Raw genomic sequence first — 14136 nt, 5'->3', positions numbered from 1 at the left:
CCTCCCGAGCGGGCGTGGATGTGCGGATGAGGCACGACCGGCGACGACGGCGGTCGTGACGGGCCGGGCGCCGCCGGCGGGGACTGGCGGCACGGGCCCAGGGCTCAGGCCGCGGCGTGGGTACGCAGCAGCTCGGCCACGGTGGTGCCGGTGGTGACCGGGTCGAGCGGGTGCACCAGGGTGGCGTCGACCTCGGCGTACGCGGCCAGCCATCGGTCGGCGGCGCGGGCGATCACCAGGCAGGTCGGGGGAGCGTCGGCCCGGTCGTCCTTGATCTGCCGGGCGATGCCGAGGCCGCCGCCGGGGCTCGCCTCGCCGTCCAGCAGCATCAGGTCGATCTCGTAGTCGTCGACCAGTCGGACACACTCGGCGTAGGTGGACGCCTCGACGAACTCGATCTGCAGCCCGGGCGCCGGTCGGGTGCCCACGGCCAGCCGCATCCGGTCACGGACCTGCGGGTCGTCGCTGTAGAGCAGGACGGTGCAAGGACGATCGCTCATCGCAAACTGGCTCCCACCTCGTAGCTGCCCGCTGATCGTACCCGTCGCCGCCGGCGGGCCGGCTGCCGCCCGGCCGGGCCAGCCCGCGTACGCTCCGGGGCTGATCAGGCCGCGGATCCCGCCGCCCGCTCGCGGGCCTCCTGGCGGTCCAGTTCGCGGTCGAGCCGGCGGGCCTCCCGCTCCGACTGGCGCACCCACTGCACCACCAGGACCGCGAGCATGGTCACACTGACGAACTCGCCGCCGGCCCACAGGATGCCCCCGGCGACGACCTGGTCGTCCCCGGGGTTGGCCCAGGTGAGGCCGAGCGACGGGTACCAGTCGCCGCCGAAGAGCGTGGTGCTCTGCATGATCGTGAGCCCGAGCACGGTGTGGAACGGCACGGACAGCACCATGAGCAGCGCCCGCGCCGGGTACGGCCACCGCCCGGGCAGCGGGTCCAGCCCGAGCAGCGGCCAGAAGAACACGCAGCCCGTGGCGATGAAGTGCGCGTGCACGAGCTCGTGGGCCCAGGCGTGTTCGAGCGTGTACCGGTACAGGTCGGTGAAGTACAGCGCGAACGGGTTCACCACGAAGATGGCGAACGCCACGAGGGGGAAGGTGTAGATCCGGGCGACGCGGCTGTGCACGATCGCCAGCAGCCGCTTGCGCGGGCGCACCGGCAGGGTACGCAGGGCGAGCGTGACCGGGGCGCCGAGGGCCAGGAAGATCGGGGCGACCATCGACAGCACCATGTGCTGCACCATGTGCACCGACAGCAGCGTCGTGTCGTACGCGTGCAGGCCGCTCACCGTGACCGAGGCGATGCCGCCGAGGCCCGGGCCGAGGAAGAACACGGTGCGGGTCACCGGCCAGCGGTCCCCGCGCAGTCGCAGCCGGTGCACGCCGTACAGGTAGAGTCCGGCGGCGAGCACCAGGCCGAGGGCGAGCCAGCTGTCGAGCCGGGTCTCGGTGAACACCCGGACGACGGTGAACGGCGGCGGAAGCGGGTCGCCGCCGGCCGCGAGCACGGACGGCGCACCGGCCGCCGAGGTGGCGGGGAAGATCGAATCGACGTGCAGCACGCTTTTCAGGCTAGCCAGGCGAACCGGACCTGCCACGTTCGGGCCACGGATCCCACCGGTTTGGCCCCCCGCTGATCGCCGGCCGTGGTCAAGGGCAATAATGACCGCGTGACTGCGGCCCCAGCCATTGACAAGAGCCGGATCCACTCCCTGACGCGGCCCAACATGGTCAGTGTCGGGACGATCGTGTGGCTCTCCAGCGAACTCATGTTCTTCGCGGCGCTGTTCGCGATGTACTTCTCCATCCGCGCCGCCGCGCCGGAGCAGTGGGCGAAGCACACCGAGCACCTCAACATCCCGTACGCGACCACCTTCACGGTGATCCTGGTGTTGTCCTCGGTGACCTGCCAGCTCGGCGTGTTCGCGGCGGAGAAGGGTGACGTCCACGCCCTGCGGCGCTGGTTCACCGTCACCTTCGTGATGGGTCTGATCTTCGTGCTCGGCCAGCTCAACGAGTACCGCGAGCTGGTGCACGAGGGCGTCAAGATCAACGAAGACGGGTACGGGTCGATGTTCTACCTGACCACCGGCTTCCACGGCCTGCACGTGACCGGCGGTCTGATCGCCTTCATCATCTTCATGATCCGCACGACCATGGGCCGGTTCACCCCCGCCCAGGCCACCTCGGCGATCGTCGTGTCGTACTACTGGCACTTCGTCGACGTGGTGTGGATCGGCCTCTACGCCATGATCTACTGGCTCCAGTGATCTTGGCGGCGTCACGTACCGCGCCGCTGCCCCGTCCCTGAGACAAGTCCCACCCTTAAGGACACAGGTCATGACTTCTGACAACGACCGCCGACGCGGTCTGCTCGCGCGGTTGCGCGGCGGGCGGCCCGCAGCGCGCAGCAGGGGCCGCCGCCGGCTGGGCGCGGCGTTCCGCCTGATCGCCGCGCTCACGCTGGCCGGCGGCGCCTACACCGTCTTCGCCCCCGGCGTCCAGGCGCAGGAAAACCCGCCGCTCACCGGCGCCGCCGCCGAGGGCAAGGCGCTGTTCGACGTGAGCTGCGTGAGCTGCCACGGCCGCAACGCGCAGGGTGTCGAGGGTCGTGGCCCGAGCCTGATCGGCGTCGGCTCCGCCTCGGTGGAGTTCCAGGTGAGCTCCGGCCGGATGCCGATGGCCCGGCAGGAGGCCCAGGCCATGCGCAAGCCGCCGGTCTTCACCGACGACCAGGTGCGCCAGCTCGGCCAGTACGTCCAGTCGCTCGGCGGCGGCCCGCAGATCCCCGAGGGTGACCTGCGCAACGGCGCCAACCTGGCGGCCGGCGGCGAGCTGTTCCGGATCAACTGCTCGCAGTGCCACGCCTTCGGCGGTGGCGGCGGCGCCCTGTCCTCCGGCAAGTACGCGCCGAGCCTGCGTCCCGCCAGCGACCGGCAGATCTACGCCGCGATGCTGAGCGGCCCGCAGAACATGCCGGTCTTCGGGGACAACCAGATCACCCCGGAGCAGAAGGCGGACATCATCGCCTACATCCAGGAGACCCTGAAGCACGACCAGGACCAGGGCGGCTTCAACCTCGGCCGGTACGGGCCGTCCACCGAGGGCCTGGCCATCTTCCTGATCGGCATCGTCGCGCTCGTCTTCGCCAGCCTGTGGATTGCGGGCAAGTCGTGACCGGGCGGATCCTTCGATTCAGCGCTTGTGAGGTGGCGGCATGAGCACCCAGACCGAGCACCAGGCCCAGCAGGGCCGGGAGCCGCTCGACGTGCACGACCCCCGGTTCAGCCGGTTCGACATCGTGCAGGAGGGCGCGCGCCGGGACGACATCGAGATCGTCCACTACGAGCCGCAGGTCGTCCCGGGCAGCCGGGCCGAGCGCCGCCTGGTCCGTACGGTCGCCGCGATGTTCCTGCTCACCGGCCTCGCCGCGACCGCGTTCCTGGTGGTCTACATCTGGTGGCCGTGGGAGTACGAGCCGGGCCGCGGTGGCGACAAGCTCTACACCCCGCTGCTCGGCCTCACCCTCGGCGTGGCCCTGCTGGGCGTCGGCTTCGGCATCCTGACCTGGGGCAAGAAGCTGCTGCCCAAGGAGGTCTCGATCCAGGACCGGCACGAGGGCGCCTTCTCCCCGGACGATCGCAGGATCACCGGCGAGACGATGCTGTACCTCGCCGACGAGATGGGCGTGAAGCGCCGTCCGCTGCTGGGCGTCTCGCTGGTCGCCGGTCTCCTGCCGGTGGGTGCGGTCGTCGCGGCCCCGCTGGTCGGTGGCCTGATCTCGCAGCCGCACAAGAACAACCAGATGTTCACCACCGGGTTCAACCCGAGCAACAACGGCGGCCGGCCGGTGCGGCTGGTCCGCGAGGACGGCCGGCCGATCCGCCCGGCCGACATCAGCGCCGGCGGCCAGCTGACCGTCTTCCCGGGCATCGAGCACGGCGTGAGCAACAAGCACGCCGACTCCCCGACGCTGCTGATCCACCTGCGCGAGTCGGACGCCCAGAAGTCCCGGGAGGCCAACCAGCGGGTTGGGCACGGCGGCTACATGTGGGGCAACTACGCCGCGTTCTCCAAGATCTGCACGCACGCGGGCTGCCCGGCCAGCCTGTACGAGCAGCAGACCAACCGTCTGCTCTGCCCGTGCCACCAGTCCCAGTTCCTGATCACCGACAACGCCCGGCCGGTCTTCGGCCCGGCCAGCCGGCGGCTGCCCCAGCTGCCGATCGAGGTGGACGACGAGGGCTTCTTCGTGGCGCGGTCGGATTACACCGAGACCATCGGGCCTGACTTCTGGGAGCGGCCGTGAAGCGTCGTAAGTTGGACATGGCAGCCGTGCCCGGCAAGGCCGCGGTGGGGGTGGACGAGCGCTTCCAGGTCGCCACCCCGCTGCGCCGGCTGCTGAACAAGGTCTTCCCGGACCACTGGTCGTTCCTGCTCGGCGAGATCGCGCTGTTCTCGTTCGTCGTGCTGCTGCTGACCGGTGTCTTCCTGACCTTCTTCTTCGAGCCGTCGATGACCGAGGTGGTCTACAACGGCAGCTACGCCCCGCTGCGGGGCACGCCGATGTCGGCCGCCTACGCCTCCAGCCTGGACCTGTCGTTCGACGTCCGGGGCGGCCTGATCATGCGGCAGATGCACCACTGGGCGGCGCTGCTGTTCATGGCCGCGATCGTCGTGCACATGCTGCGGGTCTTCTTCACCGGCGCGTTCCGCAAGCCGCGCGAGACCAACTGGATCATCGGCTCGCTGCTGTTCTGGGTCGGCTTCCTCGCCGGCTTCACCGGCTACTCGCTGCCGGACGACGGCCTCTCCGGCACGGGTCTGCGGATCGCCTCCGGCATCATGCTGTCGATCCCGGTGATCGGCTCCTGGGTCACCTCGTCGATCTTCGGCGGCGAGTTCCCGGGCGAGATCATCATCAGCCGGTTCTTCATCGCCCACGTGCTGCTCATCCCCGGCCTGCTCGTGGCGCTGATCAGCGCCCACCTGGGCCTGGTCTTCAAGCAGAAGCACACCCAGTGGCCCGGCCCCGGCCGGACCAACGGCAACGTCGTGGGCGAGCGGATGTTTCCGCGGTACGCGCTGAAGCAGGGCGGCTTCTTCATGGTCGTCTTCGGCGTGATCGCGCTGATGGGTGGCCTGTTCCAGATCAACCCGATCTGGTACTTCGGCCCGTACGAGGCGTGGGTGGTCTCGGCCGCCAGCCAGCCCGACTGGTACGTCATGTTCCTCGACGGCTCGACCCGCCTCATGCCGGCCTGGGAGATCAACATTCCGATCGGCGACGGGTACGTCATCCCGCCGCTGTTCTGGCCCACGGTCGTGCTGCCGGGAATCCTGGTCGGCCTCTCGACGCTCTATCCGTTCCTGGAGGCGCGGCGGCTGAAGGACTACCGCAGCCACAACCTGCTGCAGCGCCCCCGGGACACCCCGGAGCGGACCGCGATCGGCGCGATGGCCGTGGCGTTCTTCATCGTCCTGACGCTCTCGGGCGGCAACGACGTGATCGCCGACAAGTTCCACATCAGCCTGAACGCCATGACCTGGGCGGGCCGGATCGGCCTGCTGATCGTCCCGCCGCTGGCATACTACGTGACGTACCGGATCTGCCTGGGCCTGCAACAGCACGACCGTGAGGTGCTGGCCCACGGCGTGGAGACCGGCATCATCCGGCGGCTGCCGGACGGCCGGTTCGAGGAGATCCACCAGCCGCTCACCGCGGCCGGCCACGACGGCCACGGCGAGTTGGAGTACGTCGGCTGGGTGGTGCCCAAGAAGATGAACCGCCTGGGCGCCCTCGGGCCCGCCATCCGGGGCTTCTTCTTCCCGATCGAGAAGCCGGCCGAGGCGCCGGTCTCGCCGGGCCACCCGCCGGTCGAGCCCCGGCCGGCGCGGGAGGAGATCAGCAGCGGCGAGAGCCATCGCTGACCCTCGCCCGAGTCGCACGTGGCGCCCGTCGGACCTCCGACGGGCGCCACGTCCGTTTTCCGCCCCGGGATCACTCCCGCCCGCCCGGGGCGCTCCGGTGCCGCGCGGGGGCGCGGCTGCGGATTGGCAGGGTTAATCCTCCTCAGCCGGGTATCCGTGCGGTCCAACGGAAAAGGGGGGGAAAGATGTTGGGTCTCAAACGCCTCGGACTGCTCGCCGCCCTGGTGGTGGTCGGGCTGGCGCCCGCGGCGGCGGCGCAGGCCGCGGCACAGCCGTCGACGCAGGACACCCAGTACCTGCAGGCCCTGCACCAGGTGAACCTGTTCGAGATCGCCTCGGGAAACCTGGCGCAGCAGAAGGGCCAGAACCAGCAGGTGAAGGACCTGGGTGCCCAGTTCGTCACGGACCACACCCAGCTGGACCAGACGGTGCAGAGCACCGCCCAGCAGTTGGGCGTCCAGCTGCCCGGCTCGCCGACGGCGGACCAGCAGAAGATCATCGACCGGCTGAACGGTCTCAGCGGCGCCGAATTCGACAAGCAGTGGGTGACCGACGAGCTGGCCGGTCACGTCCAGGCCGTCCAGGCCACCCAGACCGAGATCTCGCAGGGCAGCGAGCAGTCGGTCGTCCAGCTGGCCCAGAACGCCCTGCCGGTGCTCCAGGCGCACCTCGACGCGCTGACCGCCCTGGCCCAGACCCTGGGCATCCCGGTCCCGCAGACCAGCGCCAGCGGCACGCCCAGCCCGGGCGGCACGGGCACCCCGGCCCCGGGTACCACCAGCGAGTCGCCGGCACCGGGCGCCACCGAGTCGACGGCCCCGGGCACCGAGTCCCCGGCCCCGGGTACCACCGAGTCCCCGGCCCCGGGCGTCAGCTGACGCCGTACGCCCAGGTAGCCAGCCCGCCGCCCGGTGGGCTGGCTACCGCCTTTCCGGGGGTGCGGCGGTCAGTCGGCGCTGGCCAGGCCGATCGCGAACGCCTCCTCCAGATCGTGCTGCGAATACGCGCGGAAGGCGATGTGGGACTGCGTCTTGACCACGCCGGGCACCTTCGAGATGCTGCCGGCGATGATCTCGGCGATCTGCTCGAACTCCCGGACCCGGACCATGGCGATCAGGTCGACGTGCCCGGCCACCGAGTAGACCTCGCTGACACCGGGCAGGTTGGCCAGGTTCTCGGCCACCTCCGGGATCGAGTCGGTGGCGCAGTCGATCAGTACGATCGCGGTGATCAATGGTCCGCCCTTCGTCGTGCGTGTACGCCGACCATGCTAGTGCGCCGTCCGTCGGCGTTCGTCGGGTTGGCCTGCCGCCGGCACAGCTGCCCCGCGGGCTCGGTCGGGTCGGGCTCAGCGGGGGCCGGCGGCGACCGTGAGGCCGCCCGGGGCGCGGATCACCCCGGCCAGCCGCTCCCCGGCGTCCACCTCGGCCCCCGGCCACACCACCGACCGGCTGACCTCGCCCCGGACGCGCGCCCCCGCGCCCACCACGGCCCGGTCGCAGCGGCCGGTGACCGTCGCCGTCGGGTCGACCAGGTTGCCGTCCCCGGCCGCGTGCAGGTTCGCCGCCAGGTAGTCGGCCGGCGTGCCGGTGTCGTAGAACGTGCCGGCGTACGGCACGACCGTCAGCGCGCCCGCCGCCTCGGCGGGCCGCCAGAGGGCCCTGACCAGCTCGGCCGGCTCGAGCGGCAGGCCCCGGACCAGCCGCCAGGGCAGCAGCGAGAAGCCGACGAACCGGTGCCCGCTGAAGGCGCCGGAGGCGGCCGGATCGGCGGCGGGCCGACCCAGCAGCCGTACGCTCTCGCCGTCCCAGCCGGTCAGCAGCGCGGCGATGTCCGGGCCCGGGGCGGCGGCGGGGTCGGCGAGGTAGGCGTCGGCATTGCCGACCAGGACGCCCCGGCCGGCGATCCAGTCCCGCAGGTTTGCCACGCCGCCGGCGGTACCGAGCGGGGCACCCGGCTCTACCGACAGGTGCGCCCGGCCGGCGGCGTGCGCGACCACCTGTTCGCCCAGATAGCAGGCGTTCACCGCGACCCGGGCCGGACCGGTGAGGCCGAGCCCGGCCAGCCGGGCCAGCGCCCGGTCGAGCAGCGGCACGTTGCCGACGGGGCACAGCGCCTTGGGCACCCGCTCCGTGAGCGGTCGCAGCCGAGTCCCCTCACCGGCGGCGAGCACGACGGCGCAGACCTCCGGCCCCGCGCTTCCCGCCCCGGGACCGGCCGGCCCGGAGGCACCGGCGGAGCGGCCCGGGGCGGTCACTGCCGTGGGCCGGCCGGCGGCGGCACCTCGCCGGCGCGCGGCCCGATGCCGTAGTACCCGAGCAGGTTCGCGGTCGCCCGGCTCAGCCGGGGCAGGTCGTCCAGCGGGTGCCAGGCCGCCTCGAAGACCTCCGCGCCGTCGACCTTCAGCTCCGTGGTCGATGCGGGCACCTCAGCCTCGAAGACCACGTCCACCCAGCCCTTGGCGTGGACGACCGCGTTCGGCACGGCCGGACGCAGCCGCTCGGGGGCGAGCCGGACGCCGCTCTCCTCGAACAGCTCCCGGGCCGCGCCCACCACCGGGGCCTCGCCGCGTTGCAGCAGCCCCGCCGGGAGCGTCCAGCTGTGCCCGGGCGGCTGGCGCAGCAGGAGCAGGCGGCCGGGGGCGTCGGCCTCGGCGTCGCGGACCAGGGTGACCGCGCCCACGATGTACTTCGGCACGGCGAGCCGGACCAGTCGGCGCCGCAGCGGCACGGGCAGCCGGTAGAAGACCTGGTACGCGAAGGCCCGTCCGGTGGCGCGCGAGCGGGGGATCATGGGTCCAGGCTAGTGCCCGCCAGCGGGTGCCCGACGGCCTGGGGGAAGATCGCTCACTCCCGGTGATCCACCAGGTCGATGAGCTGGCGCACCACGGCGTCGGGCTCCAGCGCCCGGTCGACCACCGCCACCAGCATGGTCTCCAGGTCGGGGTAGCCCAGCTCCTCGGACAGCCGCAGCAGCGGCATGTCGCTGGCCAGCCCCCGATCGTGCTTGCGCAGCGCCAGCCCGATCGTGGCCCGGCCGAGGCGGACCTTGTCGGCGATCGAGATGCCGGGCTCGGTGTGCTCGGCGAACCACCGGTTGATCTGCATCTGCGCGTGCGGGGACTTGACGAAGCCCAGCCACTCCCGGCGGGGCCCGCGCGGGGCGACGTCGGCCTCGAAGCCGCTCTCCGCGTCCGACTCGGTGAAGATCTCCACCACGTCGCCCTCCTCCAGCTCCGAGGAGAGCGGGGCGAGCCGGCCGTTGATCCGCGCCGCCAGGCAGTGGTCGCCCCGCTCGGGGCCCAGCTCGTACGCCACGTCGACCGGGGTCGCCCCGGCCGGGAGCACCACCTGCCGTCCCTCGGCGACCACCTGGATCTGGGCCTCGGCGAGGTCGCAGCGCAGCGACTGGAGGAACTGGGCCGGGTCGGGGGCCTCCTGCTCCCAGTCGAGCACCCGACGCAGCCAGGCGAGCTGTTCGGCCCGGGCGGCGGCGGCAGCGCCGGCCGGGCGGGGGAAGCGGAAGTCGGCGGCGATGCCGTACTCGGCCGAGCGGTGCATCTCCACGGTGCGGATCAGCACCTCGACCGTCCGGTCCTTCGGCCCCAGGACGGTGGTGTGCAGGGAGCGGTAGAGGTTGTTCTTCGGGGAGGCGATGAAGTCCTTGAACCGGCCCGGCACCGGCCGCCAGAGCCCGTGCACGGCGCCGAGGGCCGCGTAGCAGTCGGTGGCGGGGCCGTCCACCACGATCACGATCCGGGGCAGGTCGTAGGGGACGGTGTGGCCCCCGGCCACGGTGTCCTTCCAGATCGAGTAAAGGTGGCGGGGACGCGGGGCGACCTGGGCGTCGACCCGGCCGCGCCGCAGCGCCACCCGCGCGCGCGCGACCACGTCGGCGAGGTACGCGTCCCAGCCGGGCCGGTCGTGCACGTGCCGGGCGATGCGGGCGTGCTCCTCGGGCTCCAGATGCAGCAGCACGACGTCGTCCAGCTCGCGTTTGAGGGTCTGGATGCCGAGGCGGTCGCAGAGCGGGACGAGCACCTCCTGCGTCTTGCGGGCGATCCGCTCCCGCGACGCCGCCGAGCGAACGCCGAGGGTGCGCATGTTGTGCAGCCGGTCGGCCAGCTTGATGATCAGCACCCGGACGTCCTTGCCGGCCGCGACGATCATCTTGCGCGTCGTCTCCGCCTCGGCGGCCTTGCCGTAGAACGCCTTGTCGAACTTCGTCACCCCGTCGACCAGGTGGGCCACCTCGCCGCCGAAGTCCTCCGCGAGGGCCTGGAGGGTGTAGCGGGTGTCCTCCACCGTGTCGTGCAGCAGCGCGGCCACCAGCGTGGTGGCGTCCATGCCCAGCTCGGCGCAGATCTGGGCGACCGCGAGCGGGTGGGTGATGTACGGCTCGCCGCTCTTGCGGAACTGGCCGCGGTGCATGTTCTCCGCGATCGTGTACGCCCGGCGCAGCACCGACGGGTCCGTGTCGGGATGGATGGCCCGGTGCGTGCGGACCAGTTGGGTGACCGGGTCGCCATCGGTGCTCGGCCAGCTCAGCAGCGACCGCAGCCGCCGGGCCAGGGGCAGCTCGCCAGGCTGGGTCGGAAGCGCGCCCCCCAGGGCGGCGCCGCGTCCGGCGTCGACGTCCACGAGGGACACCTCCTCACCCCGGCCCCGCGGTCGCCAGGCGGCAACCGGGAGCAGGCCCACGAAACGGGCAGGACTGCACTTCCTTAACAGACTAAGGGAGTCGACGTAGTCCGATCGGTCACTTGGTCATGGGCGTTCGGTCGAGAGTTGGTGGGATGAGGCGGACTCCGCCTTGCTCAGCAGGCCCCGAAAACGGCCCGCGCCGGTGACCGGAGAGGACCAACCGGAGGACATCTCCAGCAGCCGGGTCTCGGGTCGTTCCAACCAGGACAGGATCCGCTCGGACTCCTCGGCGGACGCCCGGGGCACCGGGCCGTGCCCGGGCGGGACCGTCTCGGCGGTCGCCCGGACCGCCTCCAGCGTCGGTCGGGGGTGTACGCCCGGCGGCGAGACCCCGGCGCCGGCCAGCCGGCCGTGCCGCACCAGCGCGACCTCCCACCCGCCCCGGGCTGCCGGCCGGACGGCGGCCAGCTCGGCGATCCGGGTCAGGCCCGCCAGCCGCTGCATGCGTACCGTGGCCCGCAGCACCGCCGCGAGCCGGGACCGCACCACGGCCGCCTCCTCGTACCGCTGGTCGCGGGCCAGCGCCTCGATGCGGGCCAGCAGCGCGTCCACCACCACCCGGGGGTCGCTCGCCGTGGCGGTGCGGAACGGCGCGACCGCGCGCCGGTCGTACTCCTCCGGGGTGATCCGGTGCTCGCACGGCGCGGCGCAGCGACCCAGCTCGGCCAGCGCGCAGGCCGGGGTGACCGCGCGCAGCGACAGGCGGTGCGTGCACTGGCGCAGCGGGACGGCGTCGTGGAAGGCCGCCGCGGCCAGCTCGGCGGCCCGGCGCGAGCCGAACGGCCCCAGGTACGCGTCGTCGCCGGGGGAGAGGGAGCGGACCACCGACAGCCGCGGGTACGGCCCCTCGGTGAGCTTGAGCCACACCACCCGCTCGGGGAACTTCGACCGCCGGTTGTACGGCGGGGCGTGCGCGGCGATCAGCCGCAGCTCGCGCACCTCCGCCTCCAGCGAGTGGGCGCACTCGACCGCCTCCACCCGCTCCGCGGCGGCGAGCATCTCGGAGATCCGCGCCCGCTTCTCCGAGGCCGTGAAGTAGCTGCGCACCCGGGTGGCGATGTCGCCGGACGTGCCGACGTAGAGCGGCCGGTCGTCGGCGGCCCGGAAGATGTAGACCCCGGGGACCCTCGGCAGCCCGTCGGCGAGGTGCCGCTTGCGCCGCTGCGTCGGGGTGACCGCCCGCGCGAACTCGATCGCCTCGCCGATCGTGTCGACCCCGTGCCCGCCGAGGCGGCCGATCAGCCCGTGCAGCACGTCGACGGTGGCCCGGGCGTCGGCCAGCGCCCGGTGGGTCGGCTGGGTGGCCGTGCGGAAGTATGCCGCAAGGGTGCCGAGCTTGCGGTTGGGCACCTCGTCGCGGGTGAGCACCCGCCGGGCCAGCGCGGCGGTGTCCAACACCCGGGGGTTGGGCCACCGGTAGCCGTGCTTCGCGCAGGCGGCCTTCAGGAAGCCCACGTCGTACGGGGCGTTGTGGGCGACCAGCACGGCGTCGGAGACGAACTCCAGGAAGCTGGGCAGCACCTGCTCGATCGGCGGCGCGGGAACCAGCATGGCCTGGGTGATCCCGGTCAGCACCGTGATGAACGGCGGAATCGGCACGCCCGGGTTGACCAGGGTGGCGAGCACGCCCAGCTCCTCGCCGCCGCGCACCTTCACCGCGCCGATCTCGGTGATCCCGCCGCCGTCCGGCGCGCCGCCCGTGGTCTCCAGGTCGACCACCACGAACGTCGTCGCGTACAGCGGTAGCGCCGGGTCCACCCCGTCGCCCGCCGCCGGGTCCAGCCCGGCGAGCGCCTGCTGGACGTACTCCGCTCCGCCCACGTGCGGCACCGTAGACCCCCGGTCCGACACTCCCGTCCCACCGGTCCCTCTGGCCACCACCGCAGTAGGATGAGAGATCGGCTCACTCACCCGGCGGTGGGCCCGGTCGCGGTGGGAGACTTGCCACATGCCCCTCACCGAGCCGCACGACGACAGCCTCCCGGGGGAGGAGCCGGTCGGCGCCGTGCACCACACCGGTGAGGACGATCACGCCGGCACGTCGGATCACGCCGGCACGTTGGACCACGCCGGCACGTTGGACCACGCCGGCACGTCGGATCACGCCGGCACGTCGGATCACGCCGGCACGTCGGACCACGCCGGCACGGCGGATCACGCCGGCGCGGGGGAGCCGGCGCCCGAGCCGGAGCCGACGCTGCCGGAGCCGGTGCGCCAGCGGATCGTCGCCCTCACCGCGGCCATGCTGCCCGGCCTGCCCGTCGACGAGATCCCGGTGCCGTTGCGCCGGGTGGCGAAGTTCGCCCCCAACCGTCGGGCCCGGCTCGGTGCCCCGGCCATCGCCGCCCAGCTCACCGCCGACCCGCTGTTCCGGCAGCGGATCACCGCCCGGGTGCTCGCCGACGCCGGCGACCTCGGCGCGGCGGTGGTGGAGGGCACCGCGCCGGCCGCCGCCGACCCGGTCGAGGTGGCCGCCCTGGCCTACCTGGTCCGGCCGCGGGGCTGGCGGGAGCTGATCGAGGCCAGCGGGGCCGCGGTGCGCGCCGAGGCGGACAGGGCCCTCGTGGACGAGCTGATCCGGGAGGCCGAGCAGCGGGCCACCCGCGCCGAGCACGACCGGGCGGTGGCCCGGGTGGAGGCCGAGAAGCTGCGCGACGAGCTGGCCCGGGTCCGCGAGGAGCTCGGCCAGCTCCGCGAGGAGGCCCGCCAGCTCGCCCGTACGCTGCGCGAGACGCAGGCCCGGGAGCGCAAGGCCACCGAGATGGTGGCCACCGAGCGGGGCCGCGCCGCCCGCGCGGCGGCCGACGCGGACGCCGAGCTGCGCCGGGCGCGGGCCCGGCTGGCCGAGGCGGAGGCCGCGGCCGGGGTGGCCCGGGCCAGCGCCAAGGAGGCCCGCTCCGTCGACGACGCCCGGCTCTGGCTGCTGCTGGAGACGATCGGGCAGGCCGCCGTCGGGCTGCGCCGGGAGCTGGCGCTGGACCCGGCCGACCGGCTCCCCGCCGACTTCGTCGCCGACGCGTTCGCCGACGGGTCGGCGGCGACCCCGGCCGGTGCCGCCGCGCGGGCCCGCGACACCGACGACCCGGCCCGGCTCGACCAGCTCCTCGCGCTGCCGAAGGCGCACCTGGTCGTCGACGGCTACAACGTCACCAAGCGCGGCTTCGGCGAGATGTCGCTGGAGCAGCAGCGCAAGCGCCTGATCACCGGGCTGGGTGGGATCGCGGCGCAGACCGGGGACGAGGTCACCGTGGTCTTCGACGGGGCCGAGCGGATGCACGGGCTGCCGCCGTCCCCGCGCGGTGTGCGGGTGCTGTTCTCCCGCAAGGGGGAGACCGCCGACGAGCTGATCCGCCGGCTGGTCCGCGCCGAACCGCCCGGCCGCCCGGTGGTGGTGGTCTCCTCCGACCGCGAGGTCGCCGACGGGGTACGCCGGCACGGCGCGTACCCGCTCGGCGCCGACTCGCTGCTGCGCCGGCTGGCCCGCTCCTGATCCCCGAGCG

The 14136-nt window shown here is 73.0% G+C and carries 13 protein-coding genes; 6 read left to right on the top strand and 7 right to left on the bottom strand.

All coding sequences use genetic code 11. The annotated features are described in order from the left end of the window. Nucleotides 1-104: 104 nt before the first annotated feature. On the bottom strand, nt 105-500 hold the full coding sequence (locus JD77_RS03475; protein ID WP_145773009.1) for a response regulator: 396 nt from the start codon (nt 498-500) through the stop codon (nt 105-107). 104 nt (nt 501-604) lie between these two features. Next, on the bottom strand, nt 605-1564 hold the full coding sequence (locus JD77_RS03470; RefSeq protein ID WP_145773008.1) for a cytochrome c oxidase assembly protein: 960 nt from the start codon (nt 1562-1564) through the stop codon (nt 605-607). 108 nt (nt 1565-1672) lie between these two features. Here JD77_RS03470 and ctaE point away from each other — a divergent pair, with 108 nt between their 5' ends. From ctaE to JD77_RS03445, 5 genes are all read left to right on the top strand, one after another. Then, nucleotides 1673-2272, top strand: coding sequence for an aa3-type cytochrome oxidase subunit III (ctaE, locus tag JD77_RS03465; RefSeq protein WP_145773007.1), 600 nt, complete (start codon nt 1673-1675; stop codon nt 2270-2272). Between the two features lie 70 nt (nt 2273-2342). Further along, nucleotides 2343-3179, top strand: coding sequence for a cytochrome bc1 complex diheme cytochrome c subunit (qcrC, locus tag JD77_RS03460; protein ID WP_145773006.1), 837 nt, complete (start codon nt 2343-2345; stop codon nt 3177-3179). 40 nt (nt 3180-3219) lie between these two features. Next, entirely contained in the window at nt 3220-4311 is a 1092-nt protein-coding gene (gene qcrA / locus JD77_RS03455; RefSeq protein ID WP_145773005.1) for a cytochrome bc1 complex Rieske iron-sulfur subunit, read from the top strand. Continuing rightward, nucleotides 4308-5933, top strand: a complete 1626-nt coding sequence (gene qcrB, locus JD77_RS03450; protein WP_145773004.1) for a cytochrome bc1 complex cytochrome b subunit — start codon at nt 4308-4310, stop codon at nt 5931-5933. Before qcrA ends, qcrB begins: the two co-directional genes overlap by 4 nt. 185 nt (nt 5934-6118) lie before the next feature. Continuing rightward, nucleotides 6119-6811 carry a DUF4142 domain-containing protein gene (locus tag JD77_RS03445; protein ID WP_145773003.1) on the top strand — a complete coding sequence of 231 codons (693 nt, stop codon included), beginning with the start codon at nt 6119-6121 and terminating at the stop codon, nt 6809-6811. A gap of 68 nt (nt 6812-6879) precedes the next feature. Here the strand turns inward: JD77_RS03445 and JD77_RS03440 are convergent, their stop codons facing one another. The 5 genes from JD77_RS03440 to JD77_RS03420 all read right to left on the bottom strand — a co-directional run bounded on the left by JD77_RS03440 (nt 6880) and on the right by JD77_RS03420 (nt 12457). Further along, nucleotides 6880-7167 (bottom strand): Lrp/AsnC family transcriptional regulator, encoded by a 288-nt coding sequence (locus tag JD77_RS03440; RefSeq protein WP_145773002.1) that lies wholly within the window; start codon nt 7165-7167, stop codon nt 6880-6882. Between the two features lie 114 nt (nt 7168-7281). Next, complete coding sequence (locus tag JD77_RS03435; RefSeq protein ID WP_246140511.1) at nt 7282-8106, bottom strand: sugar phosphate nucleotidyltransferase; 825 nt, start codon at nt 8104-8106, stop codon at nt 7282-7284. An 80-nt stretch (nt 8107-8186) separates the two neighbouring features. Beyond that, nucleotides 8187-8726 carry an NUDIX hydrolase gene (locus tag JD77_RS03430; protein WP_145773000.1) on the bottom strand — a complete coding sequence of 180 codons (540 nt, stop codon included), beginning with the start codon at nt 8724-8726 and terminating at the stop codon, nt 8187-8189. 53 nt (nt 8727-8779) lie between these two features. Next, nucleotides 8780-10573, bottom strand: coding sequence for a RelA/SpoT family protein (locus JD77_RS03425; RefSeq protein WP_145777404.1), 1794 nt, complete (start codon nt 10571-10573; stop codon nt 8780-8782). 126 nt (nt 10574-10699) lie between these two features. Further along, on the bottom strand, nt 10700-12457 hold the full coding sequence (locus tag JD77_RS03420) for a DEDD exonuclease domain-containing protein (RefSeq protein ID WP_145772999.1): 1758 nt from the start codon (nt 12455-12457) through the stop codon (nt 10700-10702). A 127-nt stretch (nt 12458-12584) separates the two neighbouring features. On the opposite strand from JD77_RS03420, the gene JD77_RS03415 reads away from it, so the two are divergent. Further along, a complete protein-coding gene (locus JD77_RS03415) occupies nt 12585-14126 on the top strand; it encodes an NYN domain-containing protein (RefSeq protein ID WP_145772998.1) in 1542 nt (513 codons plus the stop codon). Nucleotides 14127-14136: the final 10 nt, after the last annotated feature.

It is taken from the genome of Micromonospora olivasterospora, from assembly GCF_007830265.1.
Lineage (GTDB): Bacteria > Actinomycetota > Actinomycetes > Mycobacteriales > Micromonosporaceae > Micromonospora > Micromonospora olivasterospora.
This window is presented reverse-complemented; position numbering and strand designations above follow the sequence as displayed.